General features: G+C 27.8%; 24 protein-coding genes. 11 read left to right on the forward strand and 13 right to left on the reverse strand.

From position 1 onward, the window contains the following. Positions 1-83: 83 nt before the first annotated feature. On the reverse strand, positions 84-2,537 hold the full coding sequence (lon, locus tag MKD41_RS05240; protein ID WP_240244388.1) for an endopeptidase La: 2,454 nt from the start codon (positions 2,535-2,537) through the stop codon (positions 84-86). A gap of 235 nt (positions 2,538-2,772) precedes the next feature. On the opposite strand from lon, the gene MKD41_RS05245 reads away from it, so the two are divergent. From MKD41_RS05245 to MKD41_RS05255, 3 genes are read left to right on the forward strand one after another with little or no spacing between them, the layout of a single operon-like run. After that, positions 2,773-3,321 carry an RNA polymerase sigma factor gene (locus MKD41_RS05245; RefSeq protein ID WP_240244389.1) on the forward strand — a complete coding sequence of 183 codons (549 nt, stop codon included), beginning with the start codon at positions 2,773-2,775 and terminating at the stop codon, positions 3,319-3,321. Further along, on the forward strand, positions 3,311-3,853 hold the full coding sequence (locus MKD41_RS05250; RefSeq protein ID WP_240244390.1) for a hypothetical protein: 543 nt from the start codon (positions 3,311-3,313) through the stop codon (positions 3,851-3,853). Before MKD41_RS05245 ends, MKD41_RS05250 begins: the two co-directional genes overlap by 11 nt. Next, on the forward strand, positions 3,837-4,916 hold the full coding sequence (locus MKD41_RS05255) for a hypothetical protein (RefSeq protein WP_240244391.1): 1,080 nt from the start codon (positions 3,837-3,839) through the stop codon (positions 4,914-4,916). Before MKD41_RS05250 ends, MKD41_RS05255 begins: the two co-directional genes overlap by 17 nt. Positions 4,917-5,031: 115 nt before the next feature. On the opposite strand, the gene lgt is transcribed toward MKD41_RS05255, so the two are convergent. From lgt to MKD41_RS05280, 5 genes are all read right to left on the reverse strand, one after another. Beyond that, entirely contained in the window at positions 5,032-5,856 is an 825-nt protein-coding gene (gene lgt / locus MKD41_RS05260) for a prolipoprotein diacylglyceryl transferase (RefSeq protein WP_240244392.1), read from the reverse strand. Positions 5,857-5,873: 17 nt separating this feature from the next. Continuing rightward, the gene (gene yidD / locus MKD41_RS05265; protein ID WP_240244393.1) at positions 5,874-6,134 is read right to left on the reverse strand and encodes a membrane protein insertion efficiency factor YidD; all 261 of its coding nucleotides are present in this window, start codon (positions 6,132-6,134) and stop codon (positions 5,874-5,876) included. A 1-nt stretch (position 6,135) separates the two neighbouring features. Continuing rightward, positions 6,136-7,614: a cysteine--tRNA ligase gene (gene cysS / locus MKD41_RS05270; protein ID WP_240244394.1), complete on the reverse strand. Its 1,479-nt coding sequence runs from the start codon at positions 7,612-7,614 to the stop codon at positions 6,136-6,138. A 133-nt stretch (positions 7,615-7,747) separates the two neighbouring features. Continuing rightward, a complete protein-coding gene (locus tag MKD41_RS05275) occupies positions 7,748-9,022 on the reverse strand; it encodes a hypothetical protein (RefSeq protein WP_240244395.1) in 1,275 nt (424 codons plus the stop codon). A 342-nt stretch (positions 9,023-9,364) separates the two neighbouring features. Beyond that, positions 9,365-9,901: an RNA polymerase sigma factor gene (locus MKD41_RS05280; RefSeq protein WP_240244396.1), complete on the reverse strand. Its 537-nt coding sequence runs from the start codon at positions 9,899-9,901 to the stop codon at positions 9,365-9,367. 136 nt (positions 9,902-10,037) lie between these two features. On the opposite strand from MKD41_RS05280, the gene MKD41_RS05285 reads away from it, so the two are divergent. From MKD41_RS05285 to MKD41_RS05300, 4 genes are all read left to right on the forward strand, one after another. Continuing rightward, on the forward strand, positions 10,038-10,751 hold the full coding sequence (locus tag MKD41_RS05285) for a glycosyltransferase family 2 protein (protein ID WP_240244397.1): 714 nt from the start codon (positions 10,038-10,040) through the stop codon (positions 10,749-10,751). Next, positions 10,751-11,374, forward strand: a complete 624-nt coding sequence (locus MKD41_RS05290; RefSeq protein WP_240244398.1) for a lipid-A-disaccharide synthase N-terminal domain-containing protein — start codon at positions 10,751-10,753, stop codon at positions 11,372-11,374. The genes MKD41_RS05285 and MKD41_RS05290 overlap by 1 nt, the downstream gene beginning before the upstream one ends. A 205-nt stretch (positions 11,375-11,579) precedes the next feature. Then, entirely contained in the window at positions 11,580-13,205 is a 1,626-nt protein-coding gene (locus tag MKD41_RS05295) for an ArnT family glycosyltransferase (RefSeq protein ID WP_240244399.1), read from the forward strand. Positions 13,206-13,261: 56 nt separating this feature from the next. Then, complete coding sequence (locus tag MKD41_RS05300) at positions 13,262-13,930, forward strand: hypothetical protein (protein ID WP_240244400.1); 669 nt, start codon at positions 13,262-13,264, stop codon at positions 13,928-13,930. On the opposite strand, the gene MKD41_RS05305 is transcribed toward MKD41_RS05300, so the two are convergent. From MKD41_RS05305 to MKD41_RS05325, 5 genes are read right to left on the reverse strand one after another with little or no spacing between them, the layout of a single operon-like run. Continuing rightward, positions 13,920-14,489 (reverse strand): phosphatase PAP2 family protein, encoded by a 570-nt coding sequence (locus tag MKD41_RS05305; protein ID WP_240244401.1) that lies wholly within the window; start codon positions 14,487-14,489, stop codon positions 13,920-13,922. The two genes, MKD41_RS05300 and MKD41_RS05305, sit on opposite strands and share 11 nt — an antisense overlap. A 16-nt stretch (positions 14,490-14,505) precedes the next feature. Beyond that, positions 14,506-15,630: a peptidylprolyl isomerase gene (locus MKD41_RS05310; protein WP_240244402.1), complete on the reverse strand. Its 1,125-nt coding sequence runs from the start codon at positions 15,628-15,630 to the stop codon at positions 14,506-14,508. A 10-nt stretch (positions 15,631-15,640) separates the two neighbouring features. Beyond that, on the reverse strand, positions 15,641-16,369 hold the full coding sequence (locus MKD41_RS05315) for an FKBP-type peptidyl-prolyl cis-trans isomerase (protein WP_240244403.1): 729 nt from the start codon (positions 16,367-16,369) through the stop codon (positions 15,641-15,643). Beyond that, on the reverse strand, positions 16,356-16,901 hold the full coding sequence (gldI, locus tag MKD41_RS05320; protein ID WP_240244404.1) for a gliding motility-associated peptidyl-prolyl isomerase GldI: 546 nt from the start codon (positions 16,899-16,901) through the stop codon (positions 16,356-16,358). Before gldI ends, MKD41_RS05315 begins: the two co-directional genes overlap by 14 nt. Next, complete coding sequence (locus tag MKD41_RS05325; RefSeq protein ID WP_240244405.1) at positions 16,891-17,922, reverse strand: DHH family phosphoesterase; 1,032 nt, start codon at positions 17,920-17,922, stop codon at positions 16,891-16,893. Before MKD41_RS05325 ends, gldI begins: the two co-directional genes overlap by 11 nt. A gap of 84 nt (positions 17,923-18,006) precedes the next feature. On the opposite strand from MKD41_RS05325, the gene MKD41_RS05330 reads away from it, so the two are divergent. Both MKD41_RS05330 and MKD41_RS05335 read left to right on the forward strand, forming a co-directional pair. Further along, a complete protein-coding gene (locus tag MKD41_RS05330; protein WP_240244406.1) occupies positions 18,007-19,023 on the forward strand; it encodes an alkaline phosphatase D family protein in 1,017 nt (338 codons plus the stop codon). A 61-nt stretch (positions 19,024-19,084) separates the two neighbouring features. Further along, complete coding sequence (locus MKD41_RS05335; RefSeq protein WP_240244407.1) at positions 19,085-19,504, forward strand: nucleoside-diphosphate kinase; 420 nt, start codon at positions 19,085-19,087, stop codon at positions 19,502-19,504. A 60-nt stretch (positions 19,505-19,564) separates the two neighbouring features. Here MKD41_RS05335 and MKD41_RS05340 read toward each other — a convergent pair whose 3' ends face one another. Further along, positions 19,565-19,861 (reverse strand): DUF721 domain-containing protein, encoded by a 297-nt coding sequence (locus tag MKD41_RS05340; RefSeq protein ID WP_240244408.1) that lies wholly within the window; start codon positions 19,859-19,861, stop codon positions 19,565-19,567. Beyond that, positions 19,861-20,940 (reverse strand): DNA replication/repair protein RecF, encoded by a 1,080-nt coding sequence (gene recF / locus MKD41_RS05345; protein ID WP_240244409.1) that lies wholly within the window; start codon positions 20,938-20,940, stop codon positions 19,861-19,863. The genes MKD41_RS05340 and recF overlap by 1 nt, the downstream gene beginning before the upstream one ends. A 112-nt stretch (positions 20,941-21,052) precedes the next feature. On the opposite strand from recF, the gene MKD41_RS05350 reads away from it, so the two are divergent. Further along, entirely contained in the window at positions 21,053-21,817 is a 765-nt protein-coding gene (locus MKD41_RS05350; protein WP_240244410.1) for a tetratricopeptide repeat protein, read from the forward strand. Positions 21,818-21,823: 6 nt separating this feature from the next. Beyond that, on the forward strand, positions 21,824-22,303 hold the full coding sequence (gene ribH / locus MKD41_RS05355) for a 6,7-dimethyl-8-ribityllumazine synthase (RefSeq protein ID WP_240244411.1): 480 nt from the start codon (positions 21,824-21,826) through the stop codon (positions 22,301-22,303). Positions 22,304-22,326 lie beyond the last annotated feature (23 nt).

Here is a 22,326-nt window from a genome sequence, read left to right on the forward strand (position 1 = left end):
AAAATTAATTTATGAAACTTATTTTTATAAGTATTCAAATATTAACAACAATAAAAAAGCAGCCAATTGGCTGCTTTTTTATATTATAATTTTTTTGGATTTTTAACTTTTTGCTTTGTAAGCGCTATTTTTATTACTTCGCTCATATCAGAAACATAATGAAACTTTAATCCTTTTACATAAGATTCTTTTATTTCAAGAATATCTTTTTCATTCTCTTTACATAAAATAATTTCATTAATATTTGCTCTTTTAGCTGCTAATATTTTTTCTTTTATTCCACCAACAGGTAACACTTTTCCTCTTAAAGTAATTTCGCCTGTCATAGCTAATCTAGATTTCACTCTGCGTTGTGTAAACACAGATACTAAAGACGTTAGCATTGCAACTCCTGCACTTGGTCCATCTTTAGGTGTTGCACCTTCTGGAACGTGAATATGTACTTTGTACTCGTCTAAAATTTTAGGATCAATATCAAAATTTTCTGCATTAGCTCTTATATATTCCATTGCCAAAGTTGCAGACTCTTTCATTACTTTACCAATATTACCGGTAATAGAAAGTCCTTTTCCTTTAGACACAATAGATTCTATAAACAATATATCTCCACCAACACTTGTCCAAGCTAACCCAGTTACAACACCAGCAACATCGTTGCTTTCGTATTTATCGCGTTCTAGATGTGATGCTCCTAAAACTTTTTCAATAGTTTCATTGGTTATTTTAACATCGTATGCTTCTTCCATTGCAATAGATTTAGCAGCATAACGCACCATTTTAGCAATTTGCTTTTCTAAACCTCTAACTCCAGATTCACGTGTATAAGCTTCTACAATTTTTTCTAATTGCTTCTTCCCTATCTGAATTTGTTTTGTTGTTAATCCGTGTTCTTTTATTTGTTTAGGTAATAAATGACGTTTGGCTATTTCTACTTTTTCTTCAATAGTATAACCAGAAACATTTATAATTTCCATTCGATCTCTTAACGCCCAAGGAATTGTAGATAAACTGTTTGCTGTTGCAACAAATAACACTTTAGATAAATCGTAATCTAACTCTAAATAATTATCGTAAAAAGTAGTATTTTGTTCAGGATCTAGTACTTCTAACATCGCTGAAGATGGATCTCCATTATGACTAGATGCTGCTAATTTATCAATTTCATCCAAGACAAAAACTGGATTTGAAGTTCCTGCTTTTTTCAAATCTTTTATAATTCTTCCTGGCATTGCTCCAATATATGTTTTTCTATGTCCTCTAATTTCGGCTTCATCTCTAACACCACCCAAAGACATTCTAACATATTTTCTACCTATAGATTCTGCAATAGATTTCCCTAAAGAAGTTTTACCAACACCTGGAGGTCCGTATAAACAAATTATTGGCGATTTCATATCACCTTTTAATTTTAAAACAGCCAAATGCTCAATAATTCTTTCTTTCACTTTTTCTAAACCAAAATGATCACGATCTAATATTTTTTGAGCACGTTTTAAATCAAACTTATCTTTAGAGTACTCACCCCAAGGTAAATCTAATAATAAATCTAAATAATTACGTTGTACAGAATATTCTGCAACTTGTGGATTCATACGTTGTAAACGCCCTAATTCTTTATCAAAAGTCTCTTTTACTTCTTTACTCCATTTTTTAGATTTGGCTTTTTCTCGCATTTCATCTAACTCCTCGTCGTAAGAAACTCCACCTAATTCTTCTTGAATGGTTTTTAACTGTTGATGTAAATAATACTCACGTTGTTGCTGATCCATATCAGAACGTGTTTTAGATTGAATTACATTTCGCAACTCTAAACGTTGTAACTCTTCATCCATCTTTTTTAAAGTAAGTAAAGCTCTTTCTTTTAGGTTTTCAACCTCTAAAAGTTCTTGTTTTTCTGAAACATTTAAGTTCATATTAGAAGAAACAAAATTGATTAAAAACGGCTTACTTTCTATATTTTTAATAGCAAAAGATGCTTCAGAAGGTAAATTAGGATTTTCTTTAATTATTCTGATAGCCATCTCTTTAATAGAGTCTATAATAGCTTCAAACTCTGGTTCTTTTTCTTCAGTTCTATCTTCTTTTCTTGGTTTTGTAATTGCCTGTAAATAAGGTTTTTCTTGTACAAAACTATCAATTTCAAAAGGTTTTTTACCTTGAATTATAACAGTTGTGTTACCGTCAGGCATTTTTAACATACGCAAAATACGAGCTACCGTACCAACTCTATGCACATCATTTGTTGTTGGATCTTCAATAGCTTCATTCTTTTGTGCTACAACACCAATAATTTTATTTCCTTTATTTGCTTCTTTTATAAGTTGAATAGATTTATCTCTACCGGCTGTAATAGGAATTACAACTCCTGGAAACAAGACAGTATTGCGTAAAGGTAATATTGGCAATACTTCTGGAACATCTTCTCTATTTATCTCCTCTTCGTCTTCTGGAGTCATTAATGGTATTAAATCGGCATCTTCATCTAAGATATTCTGAAGTGACATATTGTCTAAATTTAAAAATTTTGATTTGCTCATAGTTTATTTTGGGTCATTTTGTCATTTAAAAATTTTCAATTAAGAAAAACTTTTACGCAAAATAATTATATTTTCTTGATTATCAATAATTTGAAATATAAAAATTTTTATATTCTATATATAAATTTCAATTGTTATGCCAAATTAAGAATTACCCACTAAATAAATTTTAGTAATTTTAATAGAAAAGTGTAACAGATAAATAAAGTTAAAGTCTTTTAGGTAACAATCAATTTTGAAAACAGTAAACCTACATAGCAACCCATTAATTGAAAAATGCAAAAAAGGCGATACATCCGCACAATTTGCAATTTACAAACAATATTATAAAGCTATGTACAACACATCTTTTAGAATTGTAAATGATTCTTTTGAAGCTGAAGATATTATGCAAGAATCTTTTTTAGCAGCATTTACAAAATTAGATTCATTTAGTGAAACTGTAACCTTTGGAGCTTGGTTAAAAAGAATAGTAATTAACAAAAGTATTACAGCTCTAAAAAAGAATAACAATATTCATAAAATGCCTATTGATAAGGTTTTAATTACTGAAGAAGAAATAGACACTCAAAATTATAAAAAATTAAATATTAACAATATTTTAGCTGCTTTAAAATCACTAAAAAACAATTATAAAATTGCATTAACCCTTTATTTAATTGAAGGTTATGATTACGAAGAAATTGCTCAAATAATGGATATTTCTTATGAAAATAGTAGAACTACCATATCAAGAGCTAAAAGCAAATTAAGACAATTTTTATCAAACAAAAATGAAAGATAATTTAGATGACATATTTAAAAATTTAAAAGGTCAATTTGATATTGAAGCACCAAAACCTGGGCATTTTAATCGATTTAAAGATAAATTAAAACAACCTAAAAATAAGCCTAAAAAAAACAATATAAAATTGTATTCAGTTATAACAATTGCAGCGTCGATACTTTTACTTTTTGGCGTTTGGCTAGGAGCTTCTTTTTCAAACAAAGGTATGGAACTTGCTAAGGTTTCAACAGAAATGAAAGAAACCCAAAGTTATTTTGTAACTACTATTAAAAAAGAACTTTCACTTATAGAAAAAGAGCGAAATAATACAACAGATCAACTTATAACCGATGCTCTAAAACAAATTAAAAAACTTGAAAACGAATACAATAAACTTACTTTAGAACTTAAATTAAGTACTACAGATAAACGAATTATATATGCAATGATTTCTAATTTTCAACAACGTATTGAAATATTACAAAGTGTATTAATTCAAATAAATGAAATAAAACAATTAAAATCAGAAGAAAATGAAAACTATGTATAAAATAATGTTTCTATTATTTTTTATTCCTCTTACAATATTTGCAACCGAAAAAAAAGGTAAATACACAAAAAGTAAAATACTTAAAAAGGAATATTCTGTAAACAAAAATGCAACTTTAAATATTACCAACAAATACGGTAATATTAGCATTGCAACTTGGAACGAAAATCGTATTGCTATTAAAGTAACTATTACTACCAATGGATATGACGAGGAAAAAGTTGAAGAAAAATTAGAACAAATTGATGTTGATTTTAAAGGAAATTCTAACAATGTTTCTGCTGAAACTATTATAGAAAAAACCTCACGTTCTTGGAATTTATTGCGCTGGGGAAAAAGTAATAATATAAATATTGAGATTAATTATTTAATTCAAATGCCGCTTACAAATAATGTGAATTTAACAAATGATTATGGAGCTATAACTTTAGATAGACTAGAAGGAATTTCTAAAATTAATTGCAATTATGGCAAAATAACCATTGGAGAATTGAAGAACACCAACAATTCAATAAATATTGATTACACTAACAATTCAACTATATATTTTATGGAAGATGGTATTATTAATGCTGATTACTCTACACTTCATATCGACAGATCTAAAAGAGTTAAATTAAACGCCGATTACTCTCATTTATCTTTTGAAATGATTGCCGTTTTAGATTACAATTGCGATTATGGTAGCTTAAAAATTGGAGATTCTGGTAATATTACAGGAAATAGTGATTATATGCATACTATTGTAGAAAAATTAAGAGGACGAGGAAATTTTGATATGGATTATGGTTCTTTAAAAATTGAAGAATTAGGAAATGAATTTAAAGATATTACAGTAAAATCTTCCTATGCACATACTAAGATTGGGGTAAAACCAACTAATAGTTTTTTGCTAAATGCAACTTTAAGTTATGGAAATTTAAACTACAAAAATGGTTTTACTTTTAATAAAGAACTTATAAAAACAACCACTAAATACTATGAAGGTTTTTACAATTCTTCAGATAGTAAAAGTAATATTACTATAAATTCTAGTTATGGATCAGTTACTTTTACTGAGTAAAAATTAAAGTTAACATTTCCCAGTTAGATAAATATAATTCAGCATCACTCAGAAATCTTTCCTTATTCTGATGGATGCTGAATAAAGTTTAATATGATGGTTGTAACTAAAATTCCTATTTCGAATTTGATGTTCTAAACATAAAGTACAATCCCATTAAAACTAATGGTATGCTTAAAACTTGACCTGTATTTAAACCTAAAATCCAATTTTCTCTACCTTCAACTTGAGCTTCTTTAAAAAATTCAATTACAAATCTGGCAAAAAACGTCAACGCAAAATACATTCCGAATAAATACCCTAATTTTTGTTTTTTATTAGTTTTCCAGTATATAAACCACAAAATAGCGAATATTATTACATAACTAATTGCTTCATATAATTGCGCTGGATGACGCGGAAAATCTTCTCCTAAACGTTGAAAAACAAAACCATAATCGGTTCCTGTAGGTTTTCCAATAATTTCAGAATTCATTAAATTACCAAGCCTTACAAATGCACCACCAATTGCTGAGACTATAACAACCCTATCTAATATAAATAGCAAGGGTTTTTTAAGTACTTTTCTACTATATAAATACATTGCTATTATTGCTCCAATTACAGCACCGTGACTAGCCAAACCGGCAAAACCTGTAAACTTAAATGTTGGAGAAAATTGAAATGGTAAAATTACTTCTAATGGTTTTCTAAATAAAAACTCTGGATCGTAAAACAAAAAATGCCCTAACCTTGCTCCTATTAAAATTGAAATCACCATATAAATAAAAAGTGAATCTAATTTTTCAAGTGGAATTTTTTCATTGATAAATATTTTTTTCATCAAATGCAATCCTAATGTAAATGCAATAACAAACATTAAGCTGTAATAACGAACTGCAAACGAACCAATTTTAAATATTTCTGGTGCCGGATTCCAATCTATTTGAAGTAATATCATTTTAAAATGTATAAAATTTAATTATTTTTTTCTTTTGTTTTCGGTTTTTCTGGAACTGGATCATAGCCACTTCCACCCCAGGGATGGCAACTACCTATTCTTTTTATTGCCAACCAACCTCCTTTAAAAATTCCATGAACTTTTAAAGCTTCAAGCGTGTAACTAGAACAAGTTGGAGTATATCTACAAGCAGATGGCGTATACGGTGAAATTGCTGCTTGGTAAAAACGCACCAACCAAATAAAAGGAATTGCTAATATTTTTGCTATACTTTTCAAATTAATTTACTGAAAAAGTAGTTCCTTCTTTTCCATCTTTTAATTGAATTCCTAAATCTGCTAACTGATCTCTAATTTTATCAGACAATGCCCAATCTTTATTAGCTCTTGCATTTTTTCGCATTTCAATAAGCATAGATACAACACCCGATAATTTATCTGAACTATCTTCTTGCAACTCATTTTTAAGTCCTAAAACATCAAATACAAAAGCGTTAATTGTTGTTGCAAAATCTTGTAAATCTTCTTCTGAAATTGTTGCTTTCTTTTCAATTAGTAAATTAATATATTTAACAGCATCAAATAAATTAGCAATTAACATTGGAGTGTTAAAATCATCGTTCATAGCATCGTAACATTTTTGTTTCCATGCTTTAAAATCTAACGATGAAGTTTTACCTGCTTCAATTTTATCTAAACTACTTACGGCTTCCATTAATTTAATATATCCTTTTTCTGAAGCTTCTAATCCTGCATTTGTAAAATCTAAAATACTACGGTAATTAGCTTGCAACATAAAAAAACGCGTTGCACTTGGTGAAAATGCTTTACTCAAAATTTTATTATTTCCTGAAAATATTTCATTCGGTAAAATAAAATTCCCTGTTGATTTTGCCATTTTCTGACCGTTTAAAATCAACATATTTGCATGCATCCAATAATTTACAGGATTTACACCATTATTAGTTTTAGATTGTGCTATTTCACATTCGTGATGTGGAAATTTTAAATCCATTCCACCACCGTGAATATCAAAAGTTTCACCTAAATATTTTGTACTCATAGCTGAACATTCTAAATGCCAACCCGGAAAACCATCGCTCCAAGGTGAAGGCCAACGCATAATATGACGTTCGTCTGCTTTTTTCCATAGTGCAAAATCTTGTGGGTTTTTCTTTTCTGATTGTCCGTCTAAAGTTCTTGTATTATGAATAGAATCTTCAATATTTCTACCTGAAAGAATACCGTAATGTTCGGTTTCATTGTATTTTAACACATCAAAATACACCGATCCATTCACTTCATAAGCTAATCCTTTAGCTAAAATATCTTTAATTATTTCAATTTGTTCAACTATATGTCCAGTTGCGGTAGGTTCTATACTTGGCGGTAAATTATTTATAGTTTGCAAAGTATTATGGAAGTCAACGGTATAACGTTGTACCACTTCCATTGGTTCAATCTGCTCTAAACGTGCTTTTTTAGCAATACGATCTTCACCTGCATCAGCATCGTTTTCTAAATGACCAGCATCGGTAATATTACGCACATAACGTACTTTATAGCCTAAATGTTTTAAATAACGGAAAATCATATCAAAAGACATAAATGTTCTTACATTTCCTAAATGTACATTGCTATAAACTGTAGGACCGCAAACATACATTCCAACTTTTCCGTCTATTACGGGTTTGAAAATTTCTTTAGTTTTAGTTAAAGAATTGTATATTTTTAGCTGATTTGATTTGTATAATTCCATTAATAATAGTTTGCATTTGAATCTGTAAAGATAATAACAATTATGTAACGGAAAAACTTTCTATTTGTTAATACTAAGTTATAATAATGGATTTTTTAAATCAATATTTGAAACACACTTTAGCTAACTAATTTTAATTAAAAGTGATTTCACTTAAATTAGTAGATAAGTAAATAATATTTTCTGTTTTTTTACTTGAACTAAAGTTTCCTTTAATACTTGTTTCATGTGAATTTAGAACTTCTAAAAAAGAATTTTGTAAAAAATCGGTATTACTTAAATCTGTTTTAATCTTACTTTTTTTAGTATCTAACCAAAAATTTGTAGTTATGGCCTTTAAAGGTATTTTAACCATAGCATATTCTAAATTTATTTTTAATTTTTCAAAATCTGAAATAAGTGAACTAATATATAAACCTCCAAATTGTTGATTAAAAGTTATATTTCTACCAACTACATCTACCCCAACATAAGAATAATTTGAATCTATAAAAACGGTATTTAGTTTTCCAAAAATTGCATTACTAGCATTATTCAAGAAAACTGAACCTGAATTTAACTCTGAAATATTAATATGAGTACCTTTAAATGTTAATTTATTATCTAAACCAGTTAGTACCCCTCCAGTAAAACTACCATATTCCATATTAATTAATAATTTATTGTTAGATTTTGAAATACCAACATTTCCTTTGCTTACATTTAAATTAAAACTTGCATTTTTTGGAACTTTAATTTTTAATTTTTTTTCAACCTTTCTAGTTTCATCAACTTCTTCTTTAGGTAATGGCATTCTATAAGTAATAGTGGCAGTATATTTATTATTTCCTAAATTTTTCGGCAACCTATTAGATTCTAATATTTTTTGTATAGAATCGTATTTTAGTTTTATAGATTTACTTCCAAATTCATCTACAGTTTTAGCTAAAACTGCCTGGTAATTTTTTAAATAATTTGAATCGGCTTTATACTCATTAAAATCGAATGTTGGTAATTGCAAAAAATGTTGTTCAACAAAACCAAAGTCTTTTTTTAAAATATCTTCATCATCAAATGTTAAAAATGGATAAATATCATTAGAAGTTGATGCTGTTGATCTAATAAAATCTGTATCAAAAGATGAAGTTATTTGAACCTTACTTTTGTTTGCTAATGCTTCAAATCTCCACTGTTTTAATAATAAATCAGCTTCTTTCTTTTCAACTCCTGTTACATACATAACTGCCTCTACAGAAACTTCGTCTCTATCCCAAATTTCAATTTCAACATCTGTAAAAGAAGCACTTAATTCAATCTCAACATCACCATTGACCTTAAAAAGCTCTGATAGTTTTTTATTAAAATTTTGTGCATTTACAACTGTTGTTAATAGAAAAAATGCTGTAATATTAAATATGAACGTTTTCATTTTCAATTGTATTTAAGTTTTTCAATTCGTTTATTTGTTCTTTTAATCGTATTAATAATTTCAAGCGTAATTGTAAATTATCAATTAATGCATTAATTGTAACATCATTTAAACCTTGATTTTTTAAGGTTTCTGTTAAATCTTTATAATCTAAAGTTAGCTCTCCTATTTTTTTTAAATAATCATCTAATAGTTCTTTATTATCTTTTGTTTCTTCTAAATTTGATATTTCTGTATATATACTTACTAAATAATAATTTTCAATATTTTTAAAATCAGGAGAGATTCTTTGATAATTTATTTAAACTAATTTGTTCTTTTTTTAATATTTTTTTTAAATCTTTAGACATAAGTATATGTTTTTAATTTATTCTTACCTCGCATCAACTGCGATCTAGAAGTAGCTTCAGCAATATTTAAAATTTTTGAAATTTCTTTATGATCGAACCCTTCAATTAAATATAAATTTAAAACTACTTTGTATTTTTCGGGTAAATTGTTAATTATTACAACCACAATATCTATTGTGATTTCAGTATCTACACCCCAATCATCATCCTCTAAATTTGAAATATTGTTTTCTTCAATAGAAACCAATTCAATTTTTTTCTTTTTTAAGTAGTCTATACATTGATTAATTACAATTTTTTTAATCCATGCACCTATTGAAACTTCACCTTTAAAATTGTTTATATCTTTAAAAACCTTGATAAAAGCATCTTGCATAATATCTTCAGCTTCTATATTATTTTTAACATAACGATTAGCAATTACAAACATCGCATCACAATATAAATCATACAACTGCATCTGTGCTTTTGCTTTATTCAACTTGCAGTTTGCAATAATTTGGTTGTGTAAATAATTAGTTTTACTCATTTAATAATTGACTTCTATAAATAAAGACGAAACATTATTTAGTGCGTTGCATTTTTATCAAAATAAAAATTTTAAATTTACCAAAATTTTATTGAGCTCACTATTCAGCTTAAATTAATAAAAGAATAAAATAAAAATGAGTTACCAATTTACCATAATTGTTCCTGTTTATAATGAAGAAGCTAATTTAAAACGTGTAGAACAAGAACTTTCTAATTATATTAAAATTGCAACAAAAAAAACAAAAGTACTCTTTGTAAACGACGGAAGTAAAGATAACAGTCAACAATTAATTGAAGAAATTTGTGCTAACAACTCCAATTTTGAATTTATTAATTTTGAGAAAAATTGTGGCTTAAGTGCTGCAATTACTGCTGGTTTTAAAAATGTTGATACCGAATTAGTTGGTTATATAGATTCTGATTTACAAACTGCTCCTGAAGATTTTAATCTTTTATTAAAAGAAATTGAAAATTACGATTTAGTAACTGGAGTTAGAGCAAATAGAAAAGATACGTTTGTAAAAAATATGTCTTCAACCATTGCAAACGGCATTAGACGCGCTTTTACACACGATGGAATGGACGATACTGGTTGTCCGTTAAAAGTAATTAAAACCGAATTTGCTAAAAACATTCCAATGTTTAAAGGATTGCATCGCTTTTTACCAGCTATGATTTTATTACAAAATGGATCTATAAAACAAATTCCAGTACAACATTTCCCACGTATAGCTGGTGAAGCCAAATACGGCTTATGGAACCGCTTGTTAGGCCCGTTACTAGATTGCTTTGCTTATTTATGGATGAAAAAAAAATACATTAATTACACTATTACTAAAAAAGGGTAATGAGCGACTGGATTATCTATACCGTTGGTTTTTTTGCGCAATTATTATTTTCTGGCAGATTAATTTTACAATGGATATTATCTGAAAAAAGCAAGAAAGTATTAACGCCTTCATTATTTTGGAAATTAAGTTTAATCGCTTCATTTCTACTATTTATTTATGGCTATTTACGAGACGATTTTGCTATAATGTTAGGTCAAGCACTCACCTATTTTATATATATTCGAAATTTACAATTACAAGGCGAATGGCAAAAAGCACCAAAACCACTGCAATGGTTTTTACTAATTTTTCCTATTTTATTGGTAATTTATTCCTACAATAACAATACCTACGATATAGATAAATTATTTAGAAACGATGCTATCCCTCTTTGGTTATTACTTTTAGGAAGCATAGCACAAGTAATTTTTACATTGCGTTTTGTATACCAATGGTTGTATTCTGAAAAAAACAAAAAATCATCTTTACCATTCGGATTTTGGTTATTGAGTTTAATAGGTTCTATCTTAATTTTAACGTATGCTATTTTAAGAAAAGATCCTGTTTTATTAATAGGACATTTAATGGGGTCTATAATATATTTTAGGAATATTTTAATTTTAAGAAAACAGGTTACATAGAAATTTTATATTTGTAATATTAATTACTTAACAAGTCTAAAAAATAGTCCGTACCTCTTTTAATTAAAACTATTTAAAACTAAAAAGAACCATTATAGTAATTATACTACATAAAAATTAAAATATTGATTCAAAAAAAATTAAAATTCTTAAAAGCAACAATATCTAATTATAAAAAAGCAGTTATATTTTCAATTAAAATAACATGATAAAAACCATAGAAAATAACCCGATTGCAACATTATCAATTCTAATTGTACTTATGTTATTAATACATTTAGATGTACCAAATATTACTATTATGGAAGCACGTAATTTTATTACTGCTCGTGAAATTATACAAGATAACAATTGGATACTAACAACTATGAATGGTGAAGCAAGATATCAAAAACCACCATTACCAACCTGGCTTACTGCAATTTCTGCTTTAGCATTTGGAACACAAAGTTTGTTTGCATTACGTTTACCAGCTGCTTTAATGGTATTATTTTTAGGGTTTTTTAGTTATTATTTTTCATTAAAATTAGAACTTTCAAAAAAACATAGCTTAAACAATAGTTTAATTTTAGTTACTTCTTTTTATGTATTTGGAATCATAAATGAAGCTCCGTGGGACATTTTTACTCACGGATTTATGTTTGCAGGTTTGTATTATTTATTTCAATTTTTTGAAACTTCAGAAAAGCAATGGAAAAGAGCTTTTATAGCTGCTCTATTTATTGGACTTTCAATTATGAGTAAAGGCCCTGTATCTTTATTTGCTGTGTTTTTACCTTTCTTAATTTCTTATGGAATTGTATTTAAATATAAAAACTTTAAACAAAAACTAGTTCCGTTTATTATAGCTGTAATCTTATTTTTAGCTATTGGAAGTTGGTGGTTTCTCTACGTTAGAATTGCAGACACCCAAGCTTTTTTAGAAATTGCTACTAAAGAAACAGGAAATTGGAGCAGTTATAACGTAAAACCTTTTTATTATTATTGGAGCTTTTTTTCACAATCTGGTTTGTGGACCATACCTGCATTTATCGGTTTACTTTACCCCTACTTAATAAAACGTGTAACTTATAAAAAAGCCTATAAATTTACTTTTTGGTGGACAATAATTGCTGTGGTTTTATTATCTGCTATTCCAGAAAAAAAAGCACGTTATTTAATGCCTGTTCTAATTCCATTAGCATTAAATACCGGTTTTTATATTCAATATTTAATACAAGAATTTTATAAACTTACAGCTAAAAAAGAAACAATTCCAGTTTATTTTAATTTTGGACTTATTGCTCTTATCTCATTAATTTTACCAATTGGCTTATATGTAATTTTAAAAGACGACTTTAACAACTACCTAATAAATTATGTTTTAACAGCCCTAGCTAGTTTAACAATTGGTGTATTACTTTTAAAAAATTTAATTAGAAAAAAGATTAAAAATGTATTCTACTTAACTGTTTTATTTATGGTTGCAATTTTTCTATTTGGTCTACCAATTTCAAAAACTTTAAATAAAAATAAGGATTTTAATGCTATAAATACCTTGCATACAATTGAAAACAAACAACAAATTACAACCTATTCAATTGGTGAAATTACTCCAGAATTACTTTGGGATTATAATGGAATTTTAAAAGATATTTATAAAAATGAACAATTAGAAGTCCCTTCTGAAAGTAAATTTGGAATTTTAGTAATGAATAGTGATGTTGAAAAAATTACCGACCAACTCTCTAATGATTACAACTTAGAACTAACAGAAACTTACAATCTAAATGTAGGCTCAAAAAATAAAGAACGTTTAATCAGACAATTTTATTTAGTATCAAAAAAATAGTACTTTTGACAACTAGAATTTTGTATTTAAACAAACTTCTTTAAAACAATTTCAATATGAAGACACTTACTAAAACAGACAAAATTGCTTATATTTTTTTAATTCTTGTATTTGCTTTAGGAATTTATTATGCAAATACTGACCTTCAATTTTTTGATGAAGTTTACACAAAAGAAGATGGTATTGTAGAATCTATTACTGCAATTTTATTATTATGTTCTAGCATACTGTTAATAAGTCGTTTTTTTAAACTTCAGAAATATAAAAAACCACTTTGGAAGATTGGAATTTTAGCCATTGCTTGTGTATTTATTTTTGGAGCAGGAGAAGAAATTTCCTGGGGTCAACGTATATTAAACATCGAATCCTCAGAGTTTTTTTTAGAAAATAATGCTCAAGCAGAAACCAACTTACACAATTTAGTTGTAGATGGAAAAAAAGTAAATAAAATTATCTTTAGCCAATTATTAACAGCAGTATTAGTAGTATATTTAATAATTACTCCGTTTTTATATAGAAAATATGAAGGCATCAAAAAATTAGCAAATCTATTTGCTGTACCAATTGTACAATGGCAACATACCATTGCATTTTTAATTGTTACTGGGTTATTAGTTTTTATGGGTTCTGAAAGAAAATGGGAAGTATACGAATTAGCTTTTGCAGCAATTTTCTTTTTAATATTTTTAAATCCGTTAAATAAAAATATTTATACTAAGCAATAAATTTACGTTCAAAAAGCTTGAATAATTTAAAACATACAATTGCATAAATTGTTCCTATAACAGCACCTGTAAGCACATCTAGTGGGAAATGAACACCAATATAGATTCTGCTGTACGCAACAAAAAATGCCCATATTATTAAAATATAAGAAAGATATTTCACTTTATCTTTTAATAAAAAACTAAAAAAAGTAGCAACTGCAAATGAATTAGAAGCATGCGCAGAAAAATAAGAATACAAACCTCCGCAACGTGATTTTACTAATCTTACCAAATGTTGTAGAGATTCATCATGGCAAGGCCTTAATCTTTTAAAACCGTATTTAAACAAATTACTTGTTTGGTCTGAAGCTGCAATTAATAACGCAATAAATAGTACGATAATAACTGTTTTTTTTAACCCGTAATTTTTAAAAGCAAAATAAAGTAATAGTAAATATAATGGGATGGCACTAAACTTATTTGTTACAATAAGCCAAAAGCCATCCCATTGTGTTGTTCCTAAATTATTTAGGAAAATTAGTAATTCAATATCTTTATCAATAATTGATTCTATCATTGACTACTAAATTTTATTATTTATTATCAGGTGTACTTAACCCAACTAATTCTACTTCAAAAACCAAGTCTGTATTTGGCGGAATTACTTTACCAGCTCCTTGAGCACCATAACCTAAATGAGATGGTATAAAAAGTAGCGCTTTATCTCCAATTTTTAATTGTTGTAACCCTTCTCTAAAACCAGAAATTAAACGTGCTTCAGGACCATAAATACTAGTAAATGGTTTATATCCGTTTTTAGAATCCCTTATTTCGTCATAAACACCATAGGCTTTTGCTACCTCTTTATAATTAGTATCAAATAATTTACCATCTGTAAAATAACCAGAATACCCTACTTCAACAGAAGCTCCATTTACAGGTTTTTCACCATTTTTAGTTTCAGTTATAACAATTTTAAGTCCCGAAGATAATTCAGTTGCTTTTTCTTTGTTTTCATTAAATCTTTTTAAAGCACTAGCACTTGCTGCTTCAATTTTAGCTTGCGTTTCTTCTAATTCTTTTTGATATTTAATATAAAATTCATCAAAAATCTTAGCTGCTTTAAATTTTTTGGCAGCCTTTCCTACTTTTATAATTTCAATGGTTTTAATTGTATCATTTTGAACTATAGAATCTACCACAGATTGACCTAAAATAACATTTCCAAATACTGTATGTACCCCATCTAACCAAGGAGTATCTTTATGAGTAATAAAAAATTGACTACCATTAGTATTAGACGGTCCCCAATTTGCCATAGATAAAACACCTGCTTTATCATGTTTTAAAAGCAAATTTCCATCTTTATCTTTTGGAAATTCATCTTTAAATTTATAACCAGGGCCTCCAGTACCATTTCCAAGAGGATCTCCTGTTTGTATCATAAAATTATTTAGTACTCTATGAAATATTAATCCGTTATAATATTTAACTCCTTGTAAAGAATCTACAACTTGCTTATTGGTACCATTGGCTAATGAAACAAAATTTGCAACCGTAATTGGTGTTTTTTCAAATTCAAGTTTTAATAAAATTGCTCCCTTATTAGTTTCTACATCAGCATACATTCCATCATCTAAATCTGTATATTTAGTTGGTTTACAAGCTGATAAAGTTAAAACTAAAACAATTACAACTAGTTGTAATACTCTCATCATATTGTTATTATTATTTAACAATTTCTAATAATTCTACTTCAAAAATTAATACATCAAATGGTTTAATTGCACCACCTGAACGTGGTGTAGCTCCATAACCTAATTCTTGAGGAATAAAGAATTTATATTTTGAACCAACAGGCATTAATTGTAAACCTTCTGTCCACCCTTTAATTACCTGATTTGCAAAAAACTCAGTAGGTTCTCCTCTATCAACAGAACTGTCAAATACAGTACCATCTATTAAAGTCCCATGGTAGTGTACTTTTACTTTTGAAGTTGAAACTGGTTTTTCTCCATTTCCTTCTTTCATTACAATATATTGTAAACCACTATCTGTAGTTACAACACCTTCTTTTGTTTTATTTTCTTCTAAGAACTTTTCACCAGCAGCTTTAGATTCAGCAAAATCAGTTTCAGCTTTTTTTGCAGCTGCTTCTTGTGCTTCTTTCATTTTTTGTTGTTGTAACTTTTGAAAATAGGTATTAATTACTGTACCAATATTTTTTGTATCTAACAACATGTTTGTTGAGTCTATTCCGTTTTTCATTCCTTGAACATAAGCATCTTGATTAATATCATCAAAATTAGCATTGATTTTAAGACCCATATCTAATCCTAAAGCATAACTTACAGAATCAATTTCAGAATCTAATGATTTTAATTTGGTTGCTTGATTATTACAAGAAGCTAGTGAAATTACTAGTGCACCAAGAAATAAGAATTTAATTACTTTCATTTTGTTTATTTATTTTAATTAATTGAACTTTATATATTAAAGGTTGATTTACCTCAATGTTTTTTTGATCCCCCAAATATCCAAAAACTTTATGAGATGGAAATAAAAAAGTTACATCATCTCCTGCATTCATTAATTTTAGACCTTCTCTTAATCCATCTACAATTTCTTGCTGATCTACAATATACTTTTGAACACCGATTTGGTTTTTAGTATAAATAGGTTGCATATTTATATCATAAACCTCATAAGTATAGGTTATTTCATCTCCCTTTTTTGGATAATAATTGGTTGAAGCTTTTGTATTAATTTTATATTTAAAACCAAAGTTGCTTAAAAAATAAGTGCTTACCGAATCTTGTTTTATAAACTTTTCAAAGGCATTTTCTTGAGCTGCAATTAATGCCTTATTAAATTCTATAGACTCTTGCATTACAGAAGAACTTTTTCTTAAAACAGGTTTTCTTGCTTCAGGATTAACACAAGAAAACATAGATAATAATATAATAAAACTAAAAAATTTAGGCTTCATAAGAATTTAATAATTCGGTTTTATAATCTGATAATACATTTAAAAATTTAGAGACAGTTTCATCTAAAGATATTTCAGATCTACCTCCAGCAGCATTGTCATGTCCTCCTCCATTAAAATGATTTCTAGCAAATTTATTTACTGAAAAACTTCCTTTAGATCTAAAGGAAATTTTAATAATTTTTTGTTCTACATCTTCAATAAAAATAACAGCAAAAATAACACCATCTAAAGATAAGGCATAATTTACGACACCTTCTGTATCTCCTTTTTGGTAATTAAATTCGTCTAATTCTTGTTGTGTTAACGTAATATAAGCTGTTTTTAACTCGGTTTCAACCTTTAAATTACTTAAAGCACGACCTAAAAGTTGTAATCTACTATACGAATTAGTATCGTATACATTATTATGTATCAATGCATTATTTGCTCCTTTATCTATTAAATCAGCAATAATTCTATGTGTAGTACTAGTGGTTGAAGCAAATCTAAACGAGCCAGTATCTGTCATTATTCCTGTATATAAAGACGTTGCAATTACTTTATCTATGGCATCAACTTCATCAATATTTTCTAAAAAATGATATACCATTTGACATGTTGAACAAATAGATGTATCAGAAAATAAATAAGTTGCAATAGTATCTGGTTGTTGATGGTGGTCTACCATTATAAAAGTACCTTTAAACTCTTTTAATGTATTTTCCATATCTGAACCAACACGGTGTAACGCATTAAAATCTAATAAAAATATAATTGAAGCTTCATCTATTACTGCTTTAGACTGCCTATTTTGCATATCAAATTTTAAAACATCTTTAGACTGTGGCATCCATTTTAAAAAATCTGGATAATCATTTGGTGCAACAACAGTTACGTGATGTCCTTTCTTTTGTAAATAATGGTACATTGCTAAACAAGCTCCAATAGCATCTCCATCAGGATTTCTATGTGGTACCAATACAATATCTTTTTTGCTAGAAAGCAGCTCTTTTACTTCCTTAAACTCTCTTACATCCATAAGCAGCAAATATACAATTTATTAACCTATTTTTTTTCATTATACTCCTCATATTTCCTTAAATTAGTCCCAAAATTTTATTTTATGAAATATGTCTTCCCATTTTTAATTTTAATATTAAGTGTTACTTCTTGTCAAAAAAAAGAAATAGACAACAATTTTACAATCGCATTTGGCTCATGTAATAATCAAGTTCTAGAAAATGCTTTATGGAAAGAAATAGAAAAAAACAAACCGGATATTTGGATTTGGGGTGGTGATATAATTTATACAGATACAGAGGACATGGCTTTTATGGAAAAAAACTATAGCAAACAAAAAAATGATTCTAACTATTCAAATTTTGCTAAAAAAGTTGAAATTCTAGCTACTTGGGATGATCACGATTATGGTTTAAATGATGGAGGTACAGAATATCCTAAAAAAAAGGAAGCTCAACAATTATTTTTAAATTTTTTAGATGTTCCAAAAAACGATGCTCGTAGAAAACAAGAAGGTATTTACTATTCTAAAGATTATAAAATTAATAATACACAAAGCATAAAAATTATTTTATTAGATACACGTTATTTTAGAACAGCTCTAACTACAGATACAATAAGCAAAAAAAGATACCAACCGAACAACTATGGAGAAGGTTCAATGTTAGGCAACAAACAATGGAATTGGTTAACAAATCAACTTAAAAATTCAACAGCAACCTATAATATTATTGTTAGCAGTATTCAATTTCTATCATCTGAACACGGTTTTGAAAGTTGGGGAAATATGCCACACGAAGTAACTAAATTAGAAAACCTAATTAAAACATCTAAAGCCAAAAATACCATTATACTTTCTGGCGACCGACATATTTCTGAATTTTCAAAAAAAGAAATTGAAGGCCTAAATTATCCTTTAATCGATTTTACGTCTAGCGGACTTACACATTCTTACACCAGCTACAAAGGTGAACCCAATAAATATAGAATAGGCAATGTAGTTTCTAAAAAAAGTTTTGGAATTCTTAAATTTGATTTACTTACAGAAACAGTTATAATGGAAATTAGAGGCGAAAACAATACAGTTTATAGTACTATTAACCACACGTACAACCCATAACTTAACTTTGTTTATAAAATACTATATTTGCGACAATTAAAAATACTAAACTAAAATTATAATGGCAACAAACAGAACATTTACAATGTTAAAACCTGATTCTGTAGAAAAAGGATATATTGGAGCAATATTAGAAAAAATAAATGCTGCTGGTTTTAAAATTGTAGCTTTAAAAATGACCCGATTAAGTGTAGCACATGCTGAACAGTTTTATGCAATTCACAAAGAGCGTCCATTTTTTGGAGAGCTTGTAGAATATATGACTCGCGGTCCAATAGTAGCAGCAATACTTGAAAAAGAAAATGCGGTTGAAGACTTTAGGGTATTAATTGGTGCTACAAATCCGGAAGAAGCTGCCGAAGGCACCATTAGAAAAATATATGCAGAATCAATAGGTTGTAATGCAATACATGGATCTGATAGTGATGAAAATGCTGAAATTGAAAGTAATTTTCATTTTTCTGGAAGACAAATGTTCTAAAATTCTTTTATAAAATTATAAAAAAAAGCGGCTGTTTAAAATTTTAAACAACCGCTTTTTTTAACACAATAGTATTTTTGAAATTAAGGGTTCTCCTAATTCCTCATTCATCATTTTAACTATTTTTTCTTTTCCATAACTTAATTCTTCTCTTAAAACTGAAGATTTTAAACTAACTATTAATGTTTTACGTTGTAATTCTATAGAGTTTGTATAAGAAACTACACCTGTACCCATTATTTTAGACCAGGCTTCGTTTACAGATAATTGGTGCATTCCTTTAGTTAGCTTATTTTCTTTAATTACATCTTTCATTAAATCTTGAATAGAATGAAATTCGTTCTGTCTTTTTGCCATTATAATTTAAATATTTTATAAGATTGTTGAGTTCTTTTTACAACTTCTTCTGTTCTTTCTTCGTGGGTATCACTTATAAATAATTGCCCAAAATGATCGTTATTTACTAAGTTTATTAATTGCTCTACACGTAAATCATCTAATTTATCAAAAATATCATCTAATAAAAGAATGGGCTTTACATTTGATTTAGATTTCATAAAATCGAATTGTGCTAATTTTAATGCAATTAAATACGATTTCTGTTGACCTTGAGAACCAAATTTTTTAACTGGATATCCATTTATTTCAAAAATTAAATCATCTTTATGTGTTCCAACGCTTGTATACTGCAAAACACGGTCTCTTTCTAAATTCTTCTCTAATAAATCTAATATATTTCCTTCTTTTAGTTGTGATTTGTAAAACATATCTACAACTTCTTTACTATTAGAAATTGATTGGTATCTTTCTCTAAAAATTGGTATAAAAGCATCTAAAAAAGTAGTTCTCTTTTCAAAAATTACAGAACCATAAATTTTTAATTGTTCATCATATACTTTTAAATTTAACGCATCAAAAGTTCTATTTGCTGCAAAATATTTTAAAAGTGAATTGCGTTGCGCTAATACTTTATTGTATTTTAAAATTATTTGAAGATACTCTTTATCTGATTGTGAAATAACATTATCTATAAATTTTCTACGCGTATCACTCCCTTCAATAATTAAATCTCTATCTGCTGGAGAAATAATCACCAAAGGTAAATGCCCAATATGGTCCGAAAATTTCTCATATACTTTTCCATTTTTCTTTAAAACTTTTTTATTACCACGTTTTAAACTACACACAACAGTCGCTATTTTTTCTTCCAAAAAGTACTCTCCTTGGATCATAAAAAACTCCTGACCGTGTCTTATATTCTGAATTGCAACCGGATTAAAGTAACTTTTAGCAAAAGATAGATAATAAATTGCATCTAGTACATTGGTTTTTCCTACACCATTATTACCGACAAAACAATTTATTTTATCCTCAAAATCAAAACTTTGCGACTCAAAATTCTTAAAATTAACTAATGTAATTTTCTGTAAATGCATCTAATTTTTTATAAAGTTTAAAATTATTCAAAATAAATGAAAATTTAGACACAATTGCATTTTTACTTTCCAATTAAAAATTCTATTTTTGCGCCTACAAATTTTATAACAAATGGCAACATATAAAAAGAAAGCGAGTAAAGCAAAAAAGACTCAAAGTGCTATAGAGAATAATTCTACAACTGCAGAAGTGTTCAACACCTTAGATGAAACTGCATCTAAATCAGAACAATTTATTATAAAAAACCAAAAAACAATATTTATTGTATTAGGGTTAATTGTAGTTGGAATTTTAGGTTTTTTAGCTTTTCAAAAATTTGTAAAAGCTCCTAAAGAAAAATTAGCTGCTGATGAATTAGCTTATCCAAAAGCGTATTTTGAAGATGCATTAACAAATTCTGTTGCTGTAGATTCTTTATTAGTTTTAGGTTTAGAAGGTGCTGATGGAAAATATGGATTTGTTGATATTGCTAGTGAATTTAGTGGTACTAAAGCAGGAAATCTTGCAAACTACTACGCTGGTATATCTCACTTAAAATTAAAAAACTACAAAGAAGCAATAGATTATTTAGAAGATTTCTCTTCAGATGATGAATTATTAGGACCTACTGCTAAAGGTGCTATTGGAGATGCTTTTGCAGATATTAATCAACCAGAAGATGCGTTAGATTATTATTTAAAAGCTGCAAAATTAAGAGAAAACAACTTCTCTACTCCATTATATTTATTTAAGGCAGCAAATACTGCTATGGAATTAGAAAACTATAGTAAAGCTTTAGATCTTTTCAATACAATTAAAAAAGAGTATCCTACTTCAACTGAAGCTAGAAATATTGATATTTATATTAATAAAGCAACATTTGCATCTAAAAACTAAGCTGTAATGGCAACAACAGATTTATCTTATTACGATAAAGCAACAATCCCAAATGCGAACAAGTTTCGATTTGGGATTGTTGTTTCTGAATGGAATTCAGACATCACAGAAAACCTATATTTAGGTGCTGTAGAAGCATTAATTGAAAATGGCGCAACTAAAGAAAACATTGTAAAATGGAATGTTCCTGGTAGTTTTGAACTAGTTTTTGGTTGCAAAAAAATGATTGAATCTCAAAATGTAGATGCTATTATTGCTATTGGAAATGTAATACAAGGCGAAACAAAACATTTCGATTTTGTTTGTGATGGCGTTACTCAAGGAATAAAAGATTTAAATGTTAAATATAATATTCCAGTTATTTTTTGCGTGTTAACAGACAATAACAAGCAACAATCTATCGATCGTTCTGGTGGAATACACGGAAATAAAGGTGTAGAAAGTGCCATTGCTGCTATAAAAATGGCTGCTTTAAGAGAGTTTTAACAACCTCTTTTTTTAAAAAACTT

Source organism: Lutibacter sp. A64, from assembly GCF_022429565.1.
Taxonomy (GTDB): Bacteria; Bacteroidota; Bacteroidia; order Flavobacteriales; family Flavobacteriaceae; genus Lutibacter.

What these genes read in the sequence shown, in the direction of transcription:
- lon (WP_240244388.1), bottom strand. Translation starts at nt 2,537, where the DNA reads ATGAGCAAATCAAAATTTTTAAATTTAGACAATATGTCACTTCAGAAT.
- MKD41_RS05250 (WP_240244390.1), top strand. Translation starts at nt 3,311, where the DNA reads ATGAAAGATAATTTAGATGACATATTTAAAAATTTAAAAGGTCAATTT.
- MKD41_RS05255 (WP_240244391.1), top strand. Translation starts at nt 3,837, where the DNA reads ATGAAAACTATGTATAAAATAATGTTTCTATTATTTTTTATTCCTCTT.
- lgt (WP_240244392.1), bottom strand. Translation starts at nt 5,856, where the DNA reads ATGATATTACTTCAAATAGATTGGAATCCGGCACCAGAAATATTTAAA.
- cysS (WP_240244394.1), bottom strand. Translation starts at nt 7,614, where the DNA reads ATGGAATTATACAAATCAAATCAGCTAAAAATATACAATTCTTTAACT.
- MKD41_RS05275 (WP_240244395.1), bottom strand. Translation starts at nt 9,022, where the DNA reads ATGAAAACGTTCATATTTAATATTACAGCATTTTTTCTATTAACAACA.
- MKD41_RS05280 (WP_240244396.1), bottom strand. Translation starts at nt 9,901, where the DNA reads ATGAGTAAAACTAATTATTTACACAACCAAATTATTGCAAACTGCAAG.
- MKD41_RS05285 (WP_240244397.1), top strand. Translation starts at nt 10,038, where the DNA reads ATGAGTTACCAATTTACCATAATTGTTCCTGTTTATAATGAAGAAGCT.
- MKD41_RS05290 (WP_240244398.1), top strand. Translation starts at nt 10,751, where the DNA reads ATGAGCGACTGGATTATCTATACCGTTGGTTTTTTTGCGCAATTATTA.
- MKD41_RS05295 (WP_240244399.1), top strand. Translation starts at nt 11,580, where the DNA reads ATGATAAAAACCATAGAAAATAACCCGATTGCAACATTATCAATTCTA.
- MKD41_RS05300 (WP_240244400.1), top strand. Translation starts at nt 13,262, where the DNA reads ATGAAGACACTTACTAAAACAGACAAAATTGCTTATATTTTTTTAATT.
- MKD41_RS05305 (WP_240244401.1), bottom strand. Translation starts at nt 14,489, where the DNA reads ATGATAGAATCAATTATTGATAAAGATATTGAATTACTAATTTTCCTA.
- MKD41_RS05310 (WP_240244402.1), bottom strand. Translation starts at nt 15,630, where the DNA reads ATGATGAGAGTATTACAACTAGTTGTAATTGTTTTAGTTTTAACTTTA.
- MKD41_RS05315 (WP_240244403.1), bottom strand. Translation starts at nt 16,369, where the DNA reads ATGAAAGTAATTAAATTCTTATTTCTTGGTGCACTAGTAATTTCACTA.
- gldI (WP_240244404.1), bottom strand. Translation starts at nt 16,901, where the DNA reads ATGAAGCCTAAATTTTTTAGTTTTATTATATTATTATCTATGTTTTCT.
- MKD41_RS05325 (WP_240244405.1), bottom strand. Translation starts at nt 17,922, where the DNA reads ATGGATGTAAGAGAGTTTAAGGAAGTAAAAGAGCTGCTTTCTAGCAAA.
- MKD41_RS05330 (WP_240244406.1), top strand. Translation starts at nt 18,007, where the DNA reads ATGAAATATGTCTTCCCATTTTTAATTTTAATATTAAGTGTTACTTCT.
- MKD41_RS05335 (WP_240244407.1), top strand. Translation starts at nt 19,085, where the DNA reads ATGGCAACAAACAGAACATTTACAATGTTAAAACCTGATTCTGTAGAA.
- MKD41_RS05340 (WP_240244408.1), bottom strand. Translation starts at nt 19,861, where the DNA reads ATGGCAAAAAGACAGAACGAATTTCATTCTATTCAAGATTTAATGAAA.
- recF (WP_240244409.1), bottom strand. Translation starts at nt 20,940, where the DNA reads ATGCATTTACAGAAAATTACATTAGTTAATTTTAAGAATTTTGAGTCG.
- MKD41_RS05350 (WP_240244410.1), top strand. Translation starts at nt 21,053, where the DNA reads ATGGCAACATATAAAAAGAAAGCGAGTAAAGCAAAAAAGACTCAAAGT.
- ribH (WP_240244411.1), top strand. Translation starts at nt 21,824, where the DNA reads ATGGCAACAACAGATTTATCTTATTACGATAAAGCAACAATCCCAAAT.